Origin of the sequence: Streptomyces sp. BK79 (assembly GCF_044142145.1) — a bacterium.
Lineage (GTDB): Bacteria > Actinomycetota > Actinomycetes > Streptomycetales > Streptomycetaceae > Streptomyces.
Genome location: NZ_JBHVOC010000040.1, coordinates 17,354 through 32,114, shown reverse-complemented (window position 1 = coordinate 32,114; position 14,761 = coordinate 17,354). Strand labels below are relative to the sequence as shown.

The following is a 14,761-nucleotide window of genomic DNA, read 5'->3' as shown; positions in this document are numbered from 1 at the left end:
GCCGACCGCTACGGCCGCACGATCACGTCTCTGGTACGGGATCACCGCGGTGTCTCAGGATGCTGCAAGCTGGACGTGCTGCTCGGCGGTCTGGAGAGCGTGATACCGGCCGACAGCACGCTGCAGGACACCGTCGCCCGGATCGTCCGCGACACCGATCCGACCGCACCGACTGCGAGGCGGCCGCCGTGATGTCGACGCCGGGTGCGGAGACGTCGGGTTTGAGCGCGTGCGAGCCGGTGAGCGGGCCCTGGCTGGAGAAGGACGCCCGCTCGTCGTCGCCGTCGACGGCTGCCACGGTCAGCGCCGAGTCGGCCGCGCCGGGGGCGCCGATGGAACCGGCGGTGTACGCGTTGCCCGCGGCGACCACGTACAGCGGACCGCCGTCCGCGGAAAGGGCGTCGACGGCCTGCGACATGGGGTGGTCGCCGTCGGCGGGATCGGGGGAGCCGAGGCTCATCGAGACGATGTCGGCGCCCTGCTCCTTGGCCCACTCCATGCCCGCGATGGACGCGGAGTCCTGGCCGGTGCCCGCGTCACTCAGCACCTTGCCGACGATCAGCTCCGCGCCGGGGGCAGTCCCGTTCTCCCTGCCGTCGGACGCGGCGCCCGTGCCGGCGACGGTGGAGGCGACGTGGGTGCCGTGTCCGTTGCCGTCGTCGACGTCCTCGCCGTCGACGAAGCTCCCGGACCGCGTCACCTGCCCGGCCAGGTCCGGGTGGTCGAGGTCGGCGCCGGTGTCGAGCACCGCGACCGTCACGCCCGAGCCGTCGAAGCCCTTCTGCCAGGCGTCGTCGGCCCTGATCTGCGTGGTGTCTTCGGCGAGCGCGGCCTCCGTGCGGCCGTCCAGCCACAGCTTGCCGATGCCGCCGTCGAGGGTGCGGGAGGCACCACCGGGGCTTGCCGTGCTGCCGGGGGCAGCGGTGCTCGCGGCGCTTCCTCGGGTGATGTCGTTCCAGAACGCGCGGACCTCGTCCTTGTCCGCGCGCAGCGCGGTGGCATCGATCGAGTGCAGCGTACGCACCGCTTTCGCGCCGACGGGGGTCCGCGGCGGCCGGGCCGAGCGGCTCTTGACGTCGGCGCTCGCGATGACCGGGAGGGTCTCGCTGCGCGCGTCGTCGTAACCCATGGCCACGAGCTTCGTCACGTTGAAGAGCCGCTTGTCGAGGTTGTCGGCGGCCGGCAGCGCCGTCGCCTCCTCGGGCACGACGTAGGTGTCGTCGCCGTGCGTCTCGACCCGGATGGTGCCGCCGGAGCCCGATGCGGGGTCCACGGTCACTACGTCGCGGTTGCCGGGCAGATCGGTGAAATCGCGCCCCGGAACAGCGATGATCGATGGCGACTTACCGTCATGGCGGAAACCGGACTCGCTGTTCCCCACCCCGCACGTCGCACCGGTCACCACGTGAAGTGTGGGCGCGTTGAGGCCGACGGGGTCAGGGTGTGACGATGGGGAAGTCCGGGTCGCCGGGGTCGAGCACGGCGGTGAGACGGCGGAGCGCTGACACATCGCCCTCGACCTGGACACCTGCTCGGTCGAGGCTCTCGGGAGTGAGCCCGGTGACGGCCAGCTCCGACAAGGCATGGACCGTGCTGGTAAGAGTGACATCCGCGGCCGTCTGTTGCGCCGCGCGGCTGTAGCTGAGAACGCCGTTGGACAGCTTGAGTCGGTAGCGCTCGTCGGCGTCGGTGAGCCGGACGTCGACCGTGAGCTTCTCGTCCCACGCTTTGGGGCCGTCGATCTGGATGGCGATGGCGTCGAACAGCATCGTCGGGGTGAGGTGGGCGACGATGTCCGGGGACGCGGTGACGGTGGGGGTGCCGAACTGGCCGTGGCGCAGTTCGGTGGTGCCGGAGAGGTAGAAGTTGCGCCAGGTGCCGTTCTCGGCGCCGTAGCCGAGTTGTTCGAGGGTGTCGGCGAGCAGGTCGCGGGCCGCGGCATGGTCGGGCTGGGCGAAGACGACGTGGCTGAGAACCTCCGCCGCCCAGCGGTAGTCGCCCGCATCGAAGGAGTCGCGTGCCTTGTCGACGACGGCGTCGGCTCCGCCCATGAACCGGACGTAGCGCTTGCCGGCTTCGACCGGGGGATGCTGCCACAGATGGGCCGGGTTGCCGTCGAACCAGCCCATGTAACGCTGATAGACGGCCTTGAGGTTGTGGCTGACCGAGCCGTAGTAGCCGTGGGTGTTCCAGGCGTTCTCCAGGGCCGGTGGCAGTTTCAGGTGCTCGGCGATCTCGATGCCGGTCCAGCCCTTGTTGATCAGTCGCAGGGACTGGTCGTGGAGGTAGCCGTACAGATCACGCTGGACGCTCAGGAAGTCGACCACCCGTTCCTGGCCCCAGGTGGGCCAGTGGTGCGAGGCGAACGCGACGTCCGTCGTCTCGCCGAACAGGTCGATCGTCTCGGTGAGCGCGTGTGACCAGGCGTGCGGGTCACGGACGACGGCGCCGCGCAGGGTCAGCAGATTGTGCAGCGTGTGGGTGGCGTCCTCGGCGGTGCACAGCGCCCTGAAGTCGGGGAAATGGATGAGCACCTCGGCCGGCGCCTCGGTGTTGGGTGCCATCTGGAAGACCATGCGGATCCCGTCGACGACCTCCTCCTGCCCCGTCTCGGTGATGGTCAGGGTCGGCGGGATGAGGGTGACGGTGCCGGTGGAGGTGGTCTGGCCGAGTCCGGCCCCGATGGCGCCCCGCGGACCGCGGGCGAGTGCTGCGCCGTACATGTAGGCCGCGCGCCGTCCCATGGCGGTGCCCGCGTACACGTTCTCCGCGACCGCGTGCTCGGTGAAGCCCTCCGGGGCGATCACGGTGCACCGGCCGGCGTCGACGTCCTCCTGGGTGGTGACGCCCTTGACGCCGCCGAAGTGGTCGACGTGCGAGTGGGTGTACAGGACGCCGGTCACCGGGCGCTCACCGCGGTGCTCGCGGTACAGGGCCAGGGCCGCGGCCGCGGTCTCCGTCGAGATCAGCGGATCGATGACCAGGACACCGGCGGTGCCTTCGACGAACGTGATGTTCGACAGGTCGAGGCCGCGCACTTGGTAGATACCGTCGATGACCTCGAACAGACCCTGTTCGGCGACCAGCTTGGACTGGCGCCACAAGCTCGGGTTCACCGTGTCGGGAGCTTCCCCCTCGAGGAAAGCGTAGGTGTCGTTGTCCCACACGACGGCACCGTCGGCATTGGTGACGGCGTTCGGCGTCCTGCGGGCGATGAAGCCCCGCCTGGCGTCCTCGAAGTCCTGGGAGTCGGAGAACGGGAGGCGGTCCCGCGTCTCGGTCTGCTGACGGGAGATGGAAGGCTGTACGCCCTTTGGTGTCGCATTCATTTCGACAGATTCACACCAGAAGGCCAAAAAACGCCGCCGCGACCCGCCCGGCCTCCTGGAGGTGCGGGTGGAGCGCGCACGTTGATCGCGGGTAAGTACGAACTGCGCGAGCGGCTTGGCCGGGGCGGGACAGGCGAGGTCTGGGCAGGCCGCGACCGTGACCTCCACCGCAACGTGGCGATCAAACTGCTCGTACGCGACGACGATGCCCACCGGGTGCAGGCGGAGTCTGCCCTCGCGGCGTGTCCGTCTCCTGCCGCCGGCCAGTGCCCGCGGCGCACGTTCCGGACCACGGACACCTGACGGGCACCGGCCCCCTCGGGGGAATGCCGACCGTCCGTACTGATCGTCGAGAACAACCGGCAGATCAGGATCCGGCTACTGGTCCCGGTCGTCACCATGCCTCTGTACCTGGCGCTGCTGATCATGTTCGGGATCGGTGGTGCGTGCGGAGCCCTCCTGGTCAGCAACCGTAGCCGCAGCCGTCGGTGACCATGTCTGTCGGCAAGCCTGCAGCGCCTGACCGAGGTGCCCCGAACGACGGTGTGCGCTGGCGGCCACCGCGGCCTTGGCGGAGCGTTGAAGGGCTGTGTCATGAGCGAGCCCCGCCGTCCGGAAGGAAGAACACGCGATGGCCGAGAACAAGGAGCCCCGAACCGCGGAACCCGGCATCGCCGTGCAGAACGCCGAGGTCGTGAGCGCGGTGCCTTCGAGGACATCCGGGATCTCGAGCACGCCCGCCGGGGGTTCGTGGGGACCGTCGAGGACATCGTGCGTGACGGTGAGGGCAACGAGGTCCGGCTCCTGACCGCGTACGACTTCCTGGACCGGGACTGCCCCGACACCGCCAACCCCGGTCTGAGTCGCCAAAGCCGCCTGGTGGCCCGGCACAGCCTGTTCGAGGTGGTCGAGGGCATCTACCAGGTCCGGGGTTTCGACCTGCCGAACATGACGAGCGTCGAGGGCGAACGCGGTGCTTTCCTGATCTCGGGTGATCCCGCGAAGCTCACCGAACTCCTCGGCCACCTCACCGCTCCCGACCCCGACTTCGCCATCGTCACCCCCTGAACGCCCCGTTCCCCCCGTTCCGACAGAGGAGAGCCACAGATGCCCGAAGAGGGCGCGCCCCTCGCCCGGGACGGACCGCCCGAGGACGGCACGCCACCGCACGGCGGACCGCGGCAGCGGGAGCCGGACGACTGAACCACCCTGGCCAATGAGCGCACACTGCTGGCGTGGCTGCGCACCGCACTGGCGCTGCTGGCCGCGTCGTTCGCCGTCGTCAAGCTCACTGACATCACGCCGCAGGCCCTGCGCCTGGCGCTGGGCCTCTATCTCAACGCCCTGGCCACGGCCGTGGTGATCGCGAGCTTTGTCCAGTGGCGCACACGCCAGCGCCGTATCAGCGGACCCGAACCGCCGGGCAGGCGCCCGGGTGCACCACTTCTCACCCTCGCGATGCTCGTCCTCGCCGGCTTCGTCGTCGCGGTGACCGCGTTGGCACCCTGAGCGGCCGGCCGCGACGAGGAGGCGAGCAGCGGCTGACGTGCGCCGGCCCGCGCACCCCCGTCCCGATGCGTAGGGAGGACACGTAAGTGACCCAACGGCCCGGTGGAACGAAGCGGTTCCCGGCGCTGCCGGGCGGCCTGGGGCGTCTGCGCGGCGACCGGGTACACGGTGATGCGCTCGGTGCGCTGACGGTGTGGGCCCTGGCCGCGCCCAAGTGCGTGGCGTACGCGCAGAGCGCGGGTGTACCGCCGCAGAACACGGGTGTACCGGAGCGCCTTCCACGGCGCTCCGGTGGCGGTGGTCGCCCGCACGCTGCCGGGCCGTTCCCCGCCCCTGATCGTCGGGGTCGCGTCGGCAGTGGCGGTGCTGTCCCGCGCCACCGTCGCCGACGTGGGCTTCGGCCCGCGGCACCCTGCGGGTCCTCCGCCACGGCCGCACGTCCCCGGCCGCCGACGCGACAGGAGTGACCACAGACATGCCTCATCCCCGCCACACCGCACTCCATCGGCGCCGCAAGGCAACGTGGCCCAACCGCGGCCTGGCGGTCGCGCTCGCCGGTGGCGGCGCCCTGCTGGGCTGGTGGCTGCCGCGCCTGGAACGCTCCCACTCCCTGGGGGGACTGACCTACGACCCGGCCACGGCCCAGGCCACCTCCGGCGCCATCGCCGCCGGCGCGATCACCCTCACCGGATTCGTACTCACCGCCGTCACCCTCGTCATCCAGTCCGTGCAGAGCATGTCTCCCAGACTCGCGGGAGTCCTGGGCTACTTCGAACGCTCACTGGTGCTCTTCGGCGCACTGACCGGCACGGCCGTCTACACCCTGGTCGTGCTCGCCCAGGTTCGCGACGACCACGCATCCCGGCTGTCCGTCACCCTGGCCATCGTCTTCGTCGTCCTGTCCACCGCGGCGATTCTGCGCAGCTTCGCCGGACTGCGCGACCTGGTCACCGGAGGCGGCCTCGTACGGGCCGTCGGCCAGCTCCTGCACACCGCTCTCGACCAAGAGTGGCACGATCCGCACACCCCGCCCTCTTCCACCGGCCCCACGCCCCTCCCCCACACCGACACCGACACCGCCGAGATCCCCGCACCGTTCGGCGGCATCGTCCAGCACATCGACGCCTCCGCCATCATGGCGGTCGCCACCCGCCTCGACCTCCACGTCACCTGCCTCGTCGCCGTCGGCAGTTTCGTCGAACCCGGCGCGCCACTGCTCCGCGTCTCCCCCGCGCCCGTCTCCGACGCCACCGTGCGCTCTCTGACCCGCGCCGTGCACCTCGGGCCGGCCCGCCGCATCGACCACGACCCCGCCTACGGCCTCCGCCTCCTCGTCGACGTCGCCATCAGGGCGCTCTCCCCCGCGGTCAACGACCCCACCACCGCAGTCCAGGCCCTCGACCAGATCGAATCCGCCCTGCTGCGCCTCCCCCACCGCGCCCTGGGCCCCATCGACTTCCGCGACGAGGACGACACCACCCGCCTCGCCCTTCGCCGCCCCGACTGGCACGCCCTGCTGGACCTCGCCCTCGCCGAGATCATCCTCTACGGCGCCGACTCCCTCCAGGTCCACCGCCGCCTGCGCGCCCTCCTCGCCGCTCTTGCCTACGCGCTCCCCTCCCACCGCGCCACCAGCCTGATCCCGTTCCACGCCACCCTCGACCACACGGTCCGCGCACTGCCCACCCCGGCCCTGGCCGACATCGCCGCGACCAAGGATCCTCAGGGGCTGGGCGGCCCGGCCTGACCCGCGAACGCTCAGCAGCCGGCCCGGACGGAACCCGGCCGGCGGGGCCACCCACGGAAAACACCGCGACACCAACCGGCAGGATCGTGTTGCTGCCCGGCGGAGGCCGCCCCGGTCCCGATACTGAGCACATGCCCGGCCAACTCCGCGACAAGGTTCTGCCAGACCGGCAACGCCGGTCCCTGGACGACCTCCAGCAGGACCTCGATCTCTCGTCCGGGGACAGCCGGTCGAAGCAGTCGGCCTTCTGGACCATGCTCACGCTCTCGGCCGTCATCGCGGCGGGCGGCATCCTGACGGACTCCACCGCCACCGTCATCGGCGCGATGATCATCGCCCCGCTCTCCACCCCCATCATGGGCATCGCCCTCGGTGCCGTACAGCGCCGCCGCACCACCGCCGCCGCGTTCGTGGCCCTCGGGTGCCTGCTGGTGATCCTGGTCGGGGCGGTGGCCTCACTGGTGGTGCCGCAGTCCTACGACCTGCTGACCAACAGCCAGGTCTCGGGCCGGACCTCACCGGGACTGCTCGACCTGATCTCCGCCCTGGCCACGGGCTTCGCCGGCGCCGTGGCACTGGCCCGCAAGGACGTCGCCGCGGTGTTGCCAGGCGTGGCCATCGCGATCTCCCTCGTACCACCCCTCGTCGTCACCGGCGTCTGCGCCGGCCAGGCGGCATGGTGGCCGGCGCTGGGCGCCCTGGTGCTCTTCCTGTCCAACCTCTTCGCCCTCGTCTTCGCCGGCATGAGCGTCTTCACCGCCCTCGGCTACACCCACACCGCCGGACGGCACACCCTCCACCGGCCACGCCGCGCCCACGTCATGCTCGGACTGCTCTTCGCCGCCGTCCTGCTCCCCCTGGGCGCCAACACGGTCGTCACCATCCTGCTCAACTCCTGGACCCTCAGAGCCGAGAGCGCCGCCGAGCGGTGGCTCTCGCACAGCCCCGGCGCGACGGTCACCAGTGTCGACGCACGCTCCCGCACCCTGTACATCCACGTGCGCAGTCCCAGCGACCTGCCCCCGATCGAAGATCTGCTCAACAGCCTGGAGGGGCACCTCCCCGACGGCATCCCCATCGTGGTCGACAGCACACGCGGCCGGCAGATCACGGCCGGCAAGGTCGGTGGATGAGGCCCTTCGGACCGGCATCTGTAATGCCCGAGTAAGTAACGGCCTCCGCCCGGTGACCTGCTGCGTGAGGAGGGCTTGAGCCTGCAGGTCGGCGTCAAGGCCCTTGAGGGCAGAAAGCACCCGGATCGTGACGCCCAGTTCTGCTACATCAACGAGCAGGCCAGAGCGCACCGCGCTACGGACGGGCCGCGGAGTCCTGAGACGGCCTCGAGTGGTTCTCCGCCACGTTCAACGCGCCCTTCCACTACCCAGCTCAACACAGTGACAGGCACGGACTCCACGACGGCATACCCCCTGCGGCGGCTGGGGAAGAAACTGCCCGCCCGCAGCTTCGGGATCGCGAGCTCGAGGTCGCCGGCCTGCGTGGTCACCGTCTTCTCCCGGTGGCCGTTGCGCCAGGTGGTGCGGGTGTCGGTGTGTTCGCCCCATTCGGCGCCGATCTTTGTGGTGGCCTCGGCTTCGGTCAGTTCCTGCAGCAGCCGTTCGGCGGCCTCGCGGACGAGTTCCAGACCATCGGCCGAACGTAGTGACTCAAGCAGGCGAAGTAGGTCATGCCGGGACAAGGCCACCGTGCACCCCCTGGGGTCGAACTGCCCGTTCACTCCGGACAGTTGCACCGTGGCCTGCCAGTTGAGCAGGGAGCAGTCACCGGCAGACGGTGCACCCGAGGGAGGAGCAGAACCCGCGCACTCAGACACGGAGATCCCCTACACCACACAGCGGGACGTCATCGTCAGCGGAATGGCCACCTCGCGCCATACAGCAGCTCATTTGAGACAGCAGAGTCACCCCCTCTCCGGCCGGGGACGTACTGCTCACCTCGGTTCCCCGCCTCCGTTGTCCGACGTGCGCCGAGGAGTCGCAGTGAAGGGGGGGACCTCGCCAATCAGTCTGGATTCGGCACCGCGTACGCTCGTCCGTCAACGGGCCGACGCAGACTGGAGAGGGAGACGGGGCGCATGACGGGGGGCAAAAACGTACACGGGCTCGCGGCAGGAGCCGACCGAGCGGCCCCGCCGGCCGAGAAAGCCCGCCCCCGAGCCCGTATGCGACCCATTCACTGGCTTCTGTTCAACAGCACGTGCGTTGCGGTCTCGGTGAGCCTGATGTGGCTCGCGCCGGTGATCCCGCTGCCGGCCCTGCTACGCGGCGCGGCCTTCCTCACCTCCGCGCTGCTGATACCCCTGGCGCTGCTCCTGGTGCCGGTCCTCTTGCTCCGCCACATCCCTCACAAGAAGCCGCCGAAACTCGCCATAGTCGCGCTCACCGTGGCCATCGCTGCCGCAGTCGTGCTGGCGATCATCACCCATGAAGCCGGCAACGAACAGGCGCTGCAAGAGCGGGGCCGGCGGACCGAGGCCGTTGTGATCGAGGTCGAGAACCGCAAGACCGACAAGTGCACGCTCCGCACCCGCGACGGCCGGGAGATCTCACCTCAACTGTCGGAGGGCGACGGCTGCGAAGCGGAATGGGTTGAGCCAGGCGACAAAGTGCGTGTGCTGTACGACCCCAAGGGTGCAGCCGGTCCGGTTGAGGATGTGGACTTGGACCTGGAACCCGGCTCGTACCGAGGGACAATCGGCGGCCTGGCAGCGCTAATCATCGCGGCAGGCACATGGGGCTGCACACGGCTGAATCGGCGGGACAACGGGTAACAGGTCATCTCATTTGGCCTGATCTGGTGCCAGGGGCGCCGACCCGTCCGCAAGGTGGTGGCAGGCGCCGGCACGGGGACCGAGAAGTGCTGACCGCGATCGTGTTCGTCGCGACGTCTGGTTGTACGTGGCAGCAGTTGCCGTCCGCTTCATTCGGGCCGTCGGGAGCCACAGCCCACCGGCGGTTCACGGAGTGGTCGAAGACCCGGGTGTGGGCCAAGCTCCACCGCTTGGTCCTCGACGAACTCGGTTCCCGCGGCGAGCTGGACTGGTCCCGCTGCGCGATCGAACCGACGTCCACGGACGATACTCACGAGGCGTCGGTGTAGGCGAGGTGGGCTCCGCAGCTGGTGCAGCGGAAGAGCATGGCGGTTGCCCCCTGGCCCAGGCTGGTCAGGAAGTGTTCGAGTCGGCTTTCGTCGTGCCAGCCGTCGAGGCGCATGTCGGTCCGCAACTGGTCCAGTGCTTCGGGATGCGCCGCCAGCTCGGCGTATCCGACTCCCCCAGGAAGGCGGCCGCGTCCTGGCAGTGGGCGAGCCAGTGTGGATCCTGCCAGGCGTGGAAGCGAGGAGTGCGGCGGGTGACCTCATGCAAGACGTCCTCACTGACACCGTCGAGCCCGTAGGAGTCGGTGAAGTCGCCAGCGAAGCGTTCGGCGACACTGCCATTTGCGATGCACCAAGGACAGAACCGTCCGCTGACGTCCTGAGCAGTGTAGAAGGTGGCCGTGTAGATCCATCCCATGTCGGCCTTGCAGCAGGCGCACGTCTCGGTGGACGCGCGGATGGACCCGCTTGCGAGGGGATTTGGGTGATAACGGAAGAAGGGCAGGTCGGCGCGTGCACCGGCCGAGCGGCGTCTTCGCCGACATGCGAGAGCCCCGGCCCACTGCGGGAGCAGGGCCGGGGCTGGCGCCGGCGAGCTGGTGCCACGCGGCCCGTCACCACAAGGAGAGACCGAGCCGAGCGACGCTGACGCGACTCACCCCCTCTCGATCCCGAACGCCGGGACGTCAGTGGCGGACAGGTCCGGGCGCGCCCGGGAGAGGTACGGGGTGACGCCATCGGCCGGCGCCGTCGCGGGCGAGGTCCACATCAACTTCCACCACCAGCTGCGGGTCGACGAGCGTGATCTCCAGGACCTCGCGGTTGCCCCACCCGGCCGTGAACGGCCGCCCCGCCCAAGGATGCTCACCGACGGCCGGCGCCAGCGCAGTTGGGAGAGCAGCTGTCGCGGTGCGGGTAAGCGGGACGGTGCGACCGGTGTAGCGCGGGCCGCCCCTGACATCGGCACTCACCGGTCGACGCCGATGGTGGTCGCGGGGGATGCCGACGTCTCGTCCCCGTCCGTGCCCGCCGTGCCGGGCGGCTCCTGTTCTGGAACGAACGCGACCTCCCCGTTGAGGACCTTGCGGGCGCGGTCGGGGTCGAGTGCGCCTTCCCACTTGGAGACGGCGAACACGGCGACGCAGTTGCCGAGGAGGTTGGTGGCCACCCGCATGGTGTCCATGATCCGGTCGACTCCGAGGAGCAGGGCGACGGCGCCGGCCGGGATGACTCCGAGGGCGGAGGCCGTAGCCGACAGCGCGAGGAATGCCGAGCCGGGTACACCTGCCATGCCCTTGCTGGTCAGCATCAGCACGAGCACGACGGTGACCTGCTGCCCGAGCGTCAGGTCGACGCCCACGGCCTGGGCGATGAACAGCGTCGCGATGGAGAGGTAGATGGAAGCGCCGTCGAGGTTGAAGGAATACCCGGTGGGCAGGACCAGACCCACCGAGTCGTCGCGACAGCCGGCTTGCCGCAGCTTCTGCATCATGCGCGGCATGACCGTCTCACTCGAACCCGTTCCGAGCGCGAGCACGAGTTCCTCGCGCGTGTAGCGCACGAACTTCCACAGGCTCACACCCGTGAACATCTTGAGGGCGGCCCCGAGCAGCAGAAGGAAGAGCAACGCCACCGCGTAGCAGACGCCGATCAGTTTGCCGTACGTGGACAGCGCGCCGAGGCCGTACTCCCCCACCAGATGGGCCGTGGCTCCGAACACGGCCAGTGGAGCGAGTTTCATGATGAAGCCGACGATGGCGAAGATCACCTCTTGCGCCTGGGCCACGGCCGGCAGAATCGCCGGCACCTTGGTGTGACCCAGATGCAGCAGCGCGGCACCCACCAGGCAGGCCAGGACCAGGACCTGGAGCAGGGAGTTCTCGGCGAACGCTCCCACGGCACTGTCGGGCAGCGAATGCAGCAAGAACTCGCTCGTGGAAGGCAGCTCGCCACCACCGGTCTTCTCATCGACGGCCGAAGCGTCGAGTGAGGCGGGATCCACGTTCATCCCGCTGCCCGGACGGACGAGGTTTCCAGCGAGCAGCCCGATCACGAGAGCGACGGTCGTGGCAGCCTCGAACCAGATCAGCGCCTTGAGCCCGATACGCCCGAAGGATTTCAGGTCGCCTGCCTTGGCGATGCCGGTCACCACCACGCAGAAGACCAGAGGCGCGATCATCGCCTTGATCAGCCGGATGAATCCGTCACCCAGCGGTTGTACGGCGGAACCTGCTTCGGGCCACACTCCTCCGATGACGACACCGGCGACCAGTGCACAGAGCACTTGCATGAACATCGACGTCCGAAGACTTCGAGCGATACGACGAGCCAGGGACGGTCCGGCTTTCGACATGAATCGCACTCCTCCCACCGCGCTTCCGCAGTGTGGAATTGACCTTCCATTCAATTGCTCACTATCGGGGGGCAACCGGTTTGACGGAAGAGCCGAGCAGGAGGCGGGCGGAACTTTGGCACATACTCCAACCACCGACCAGGGCGAATAGATGCAAGGAGCATCTTTATGTACTCGGGATGGGCAAAAGCCGCAGCTGTCGAGTGGACGGGACCACGTTCGCCTTCCACACGGCGCTGGCCGGCCAGTGGGCGACGAAGTCGGTAGTACGCACCACCTCAACCTGCGTCAGCCCATCACCGCGCCACACTCCGACAGCCCTTGACGAGTGAACCCCCCGCAGATGCCTCAGTGACAGCGGCAGCACCCCGCAGTCAACCCCAGCCGAACTCGGGCACTTGCATCGGGCGCATCTCCCCCTCGAACCTGGTGGAGACGTACCGGGTGGCGCCGTCGCGGGCGACGTCCACGGCGACCTCCATCACCACCGTGCGGGCGAGGGGACGGTGCGGCCGGTGTAGCGCAGGCGGCCCGTGTCGTCGTAGCGGCCGAGCAGGAGCGTGCGGGGTGTGGCCACAGTTCCGGTGACGGCGTCGACGTTAGCCTCGATGGTGACGCGGACCTACTGGTGAAGAGGCAGTATCTGAAGTCTGCGCAATTCGCGCACGAAGCAGGATGGTCGCGCGAGGAGCCCGGCCGGCCGTGGCCGGCCGCCACGTGCCGATGGAGTGCTCAGCGTGTCCCTTGGTCCACCACCGTCGGTGGTCCGAGGCCAGAGTGTCGGTGACCGGTGATACCTGTAGTGCGTGGCAGATGCGACTTTGGGTGCGGTGGCCCTCCTGCGTGAGGCCTTTCCGGCAGAGGTCCGGCACAGCCCTTTGGGCTGGGAGGCTCTTTGGGCGTGGGAGCGCAGGCACGGCGTGGTGTTGCCTGAGCCGTACCGCACGTTCGTTGCCAAGATCGCGAACGGCACCGACGACGGTCCGCCAGACGAGGGGGGCCTGCTGCCTGTGGGAGAGAAGCCAACCACCTGGGCTGTCTGGGAAGCGGACTCCTGGATGAGCCCGGAGCCGTTCGATGGCACCGCTGCACGCGTGCTCCATCAGCCTTTCCCGCTCAAGGAGGAATGGCAATGGGAGTACGACTATTACGACCACAGCCGCCACTCGTTCCAGTTGCACCAGACCTACCAGCACGGCTCGGTGCTACTGGGCAGCGACAGGTTCGGTGAGTACTGGACGCTGGTGGTGACCGGGCCGCAACGCGGTCGGGTCTGGTGGCTCAGAGACGGATGCGCCGCACCCTATGCCGACTCCCCGTCTGATCAGCCGAGGGGCGATTTCCTGCACTGGGTGAGGGACTGGCATGTCGGACAGGGCTGGTGGCGGACCGAGTAGCGTCACCACCCCAGGCCGGGGCCACGAACGCTCGAACGGCCCCTTCAAACTTGATTGTCTGAGACGGGAAGTCCGCACGCTCGCGTGAAGCCACCCCCCGCCGCGTGTGCCTGCGCCCTCCTGTGATCCTCAGACGCGGGCAGGATGGCGACCGGCCAGGTAGTCGGACCAGTTCTCGCCGGCCAAGGCTGCGAAGCGTGCCGCTGTTCTCGGCTGGATGCCGATCAGGTCGGAGACCAGTACCGGTGGCAGGTCGGCTAGCGCTTGCACCATGGCGGTCTTCCGGGCTGCGCGCGTGGGCAGGCTGTAGCGCTTGAGTTTGTCGGCCAGTCCCGCGGGGTTGCGAGGGCGCCCGGGAGTGCGGCCCGGCAGGACGTATGTGCCGGCTTCGCTGTGCCGGGATCCGTCGTTGAGGTGGTCGACGATGCGGGTCAGGGGGAGGGCGTAGAGGCGGATGAAGGCTGCGGCGATGCGGACGTCCGGCGGGAAGCTCTCGGTCGTTCAGGCAGCGGCATAGCTCCTCGTAGGGGACTTCCGTGGCAGGTGTCTCGGGGGCGGCGTGGATTGGGCTGGCGGTCCGGGGCGAGTGCCTTCTCCTGGTTCGGGCCGGAATCCGAGTCGGGTGAGTTGGCCCGATCACCGGACCGTCGGTTGTCGCGGCGTGATTGGTCAGGCGACGGCCGTGCTTCTCCTGGGCGGTCTCAGCTCTTCAAGGGTTCAGGTCAGGGGGTCTCTGGGCCGGCTCCTCGCAGGAAAAGGTCGACGACGTCCTGGGCCAGGCGGTCGGCGGAGGACGGAGTGCTGTCGTCCTGCAGGGGATGAACGGTGGCGGCGAGTTCCATGAAGGCGGTGGCGAGGAAGGCCGGGTCGGCTTGCCGTAGTTCGCCCGTGGCCACCGCCTGGGCCATGAGGTCGGTGACGGGCTGGATGAGGCCGCGCACGTAGGCGCGGGTGACCTCGGCGCGCTGATCGTCCTCGAGATGGCGGATGGCGTAGTAGATCTGGTTGCTGAGCGCTGAGTTGTAGGTGCCCGTGGCGTAGGAGGCGGCGAGGGCGAGGAGCTTGTCGCGCAGGGTGCCGGGGGTGGCGAGTGCGCTCTGGAGGAGGGCCGAGGCTTCCTTGGTGTAGTGGTCGGCCACCTCCATGAAAAGGGCGGGTTTTCCGCCGGGGAAGTGGTGGTAGAGGCTGGCCTTCTTCACGTCGACGGCTTTGGCGATGTCGTCGAGGGAGACGCCGAGGTAGCCGTAGTCGGTGAGTCGGCGGGCGAATTCGTCGCGGGCACGGGTGCGGGTGTCGCTCTGGCGGGGCATGG

12 protein-coding genes and 4 pseudogenes are annotated in these 14,761 nt (G+C 69.1%); 9 read left to right on the top strand and 7 right to left on the bottom strand.

The features are described 5' to 3' along the window. Positions 1–166: 166 nt before the first annotated feature. Both ACFIF2_RS34230 and ACFIF2_RS34225 read right to left on the bottom strand, forming a co-directional pair. Positions 167–1,309: pseudogene (locus ACFIF2_RS34230) on the bottom strand (S8 family serine peptidase); the annotation flags it as partial. Positions 1,310–1,436: 127 nt separating this feature from the next. Then, positions 1,437–3,329 carry an alkyl/aryl-sulfatase gene (locus ACFIF2_RS34225; protein ID WP_395577183.1) on the bottom strand — a complete coding sequence of 631 codons (1,893 nt, stop codon included), beginning with the start codon at positions 3,327–3,329 and terminating at the stop codon, positions 1,437–1,439. A 342-nt stretch (positions 3,330–3,671) separates the two neighbouring features. Here ACFIF2_RS34225 and ACFIF2_RS34220 point away from each other — a divergent pair, with 342 nt between their 5' ends. From ACFIF2_RS34220 to ACFIF2_RS34195, 6 genes and pseudogenes are all read left to right on the top strand, one after another. After that, the gene (locus tag ACFIF2_RS34220) at positions 3,672–3,821 is read left to right on the top strand and encodes a LapA family protein (protein ID WP_395577196.1); all 150 of its coding nucleotides are present in this window, start codon (positions 3,672–3,674) and stop codon (positions 3,819–3,821) included. A 279-nt stretch (positions 3,822–4,100) separates the two neighbouring features. Next, positions 4,101–4,397, top strand: a complete 297-nt coding sequence (locus ACFIF2_RS34215) for an alkyl sulfatase C-terminal domain-containing protein (protein WP_395577182.1) — start codon at positions 4,101–4,103, stop codon at positions 4,395–4,397. Between the two features lie 141 nt (positions 4,398–4,538). Beyond that, positions 4,539–4,838 carry a DUF202 domain-containing protein gene (locus ACFIF2_RS34210; RefSeq protein ID WP_395577195.1) on the top strand — a complete coding sequence of 100 codons (300 nt, stop codon included), beginning with the start codon at positions 4,539–4,541 and terminating at the stop codon, positions 4,836–4,838. 475 nt (positions 4,839–5,313) lie between these two features. Continuing rightward, on the top strand, positions 5,314–6,585 hold the full coding sequence (locus ACFIF2_RS34205; protein ID WP_395577181.1) for a DUF2254 family protein: 1,272 nt from the start codon (positions 5,314–5,316) through the stop codon (positions 6,583–6,585). 131 nt (positions 6,586–6,716) lie between these two features. After that, the gene (locus tag ACFIF2_RS34200; RefSeq protein ID WP_395577180.1) at positions 6,717–7,718 is read left to right on the top strand and encodes a DUF389 domain-containing protein; all 1,002 of its coding nucleotides are present in this window, start codon (positions 6,717–6,719) and stop codon (positions 7,716–7,718) included. Between the two features lie 75 nt (positions 7,719–7,793). Then, a pseudogene (locus tag ACFIF2_RS34195) lies at positions 7,794–7,847 on the top strand (hypothetical protein); the annotation flags it as partial. 14 nt (positions 7,848–7,861) lie between these two features. Here the strand turns inward: ACFIF2_RS34195 and ACFIF2_RS34190 are convergent. Continuing rightward, on the bottom strand, positions 7,862–8,320 hold the full coding sequence (locus tag ACFIF2_RS34190) for a transposase (RefSeq protein WP_395577179.1): 459 nt from the start codon (positions 8,318–8,320) through the stop codon (positions 7,862–7,864). Between the two features lie 357 nt (positions 8,321–8,677). Here ACFIF2_RS34190 and ACFIF2_RS34185 point away from each other — a divergent pair, with 357 nt between their 5' ends. Together ACFIF2_RS34185 and ACFIF2_RS34180 are read left to right on the top strand one after the other, a co-directional pair. Next, positions 8,678–9,373 carry a hypothetical protein gene (locus ACFIF2_RS34185; protein ID WP_395577178.1) on the top strand — a complete coding sequence of 232 codons (696 nt, stop codon included), beginning with the start codon at positions 8,678–8,680 and terminating at the stop codon, positions 9,371–9,373. Beyond that, a pseudogene (locus ACFIF2_RS34180) lies at positions 9,340–9,672 on the top strand (transposase); the annotation flags it as partial. The gene ACFIF2_RS34185 and the pseudogene ACFIF2_RS34180, both read left to right, overlap by 34 nt. 11 nt (positions 9,673–9,683) lie before the next feature. On the opposite strand, the pseudogene ACFIF2_RS34175 reads toward ACFIF2_RS34180, so the two are convergent. Continuing rightward, positions 9,684–10,159: pseudogene (locus ACFIF2_RS34175) on the bottom strand (CbrC family protein). A 507-nt stretch (positions 10,160–10,666) separates the two neighbouring features. Then, positions 10,667–12,052, bottom strand: a complete 1,386-nt coding sequence (locus tag ACFIF2_RS34170; RefSeq protein ID WP_395577177.1) for a cation:dicarboxylate symporter family transporter — start codon at positions 12,050–12,052, stop codon at positions 10,667–10,669. A gap of 806 nt (positions 12,053–12,858) precedes the next feature. On the opposite strand from ACFIF2_RS34170, the gene ACFIF2_RS34165 reads away from it, so the two are divergent. Next, entirely contained in the window at positions 12,859–13,449 is a 591-nt protein-coding gene (locus ACFIF2_RS34165; protein WP_395577176.1) for an SMI1/KNR4 family protein, read from the top strand. 129 nt (positions 13,450–13,578) lie between these two features. On the opposite strand, the gene ACFIF2_RS34160 is transcribed toward ACFIF2_RS34165, so the two are convergent. Both ACFIF2_RS34160 and ACFIF2_RS34155 read right to left on the bottom strand, forming a co-directional pair. Continuing rightward, complete coding sequence (locus ACFIF2_RS34160) at positions 13,579–13,722, bottom strand: hypothetical protein (RefSeq protein ID WP_395577175.1); 144 nt, start codon at positions 13,720–13,722, stop codon at positions 13,579–13,581. 449 nt (positions 13,723–14,171) lie between these two features. Then, positions 14,172–14,759: a TetR/AcrR family transcriptional regulator gene (locus ACFIF2_RS34155; RefSeq protein ID WP_395577174.1), complete on the bottom strand. Its 588-nt coding sequence runs from the start codon at positions 14,757–14,759 to the stop codon at positions 14,172–14,174. Positions 14,760–14,761 lie beyond the last annotated feature (2 nt).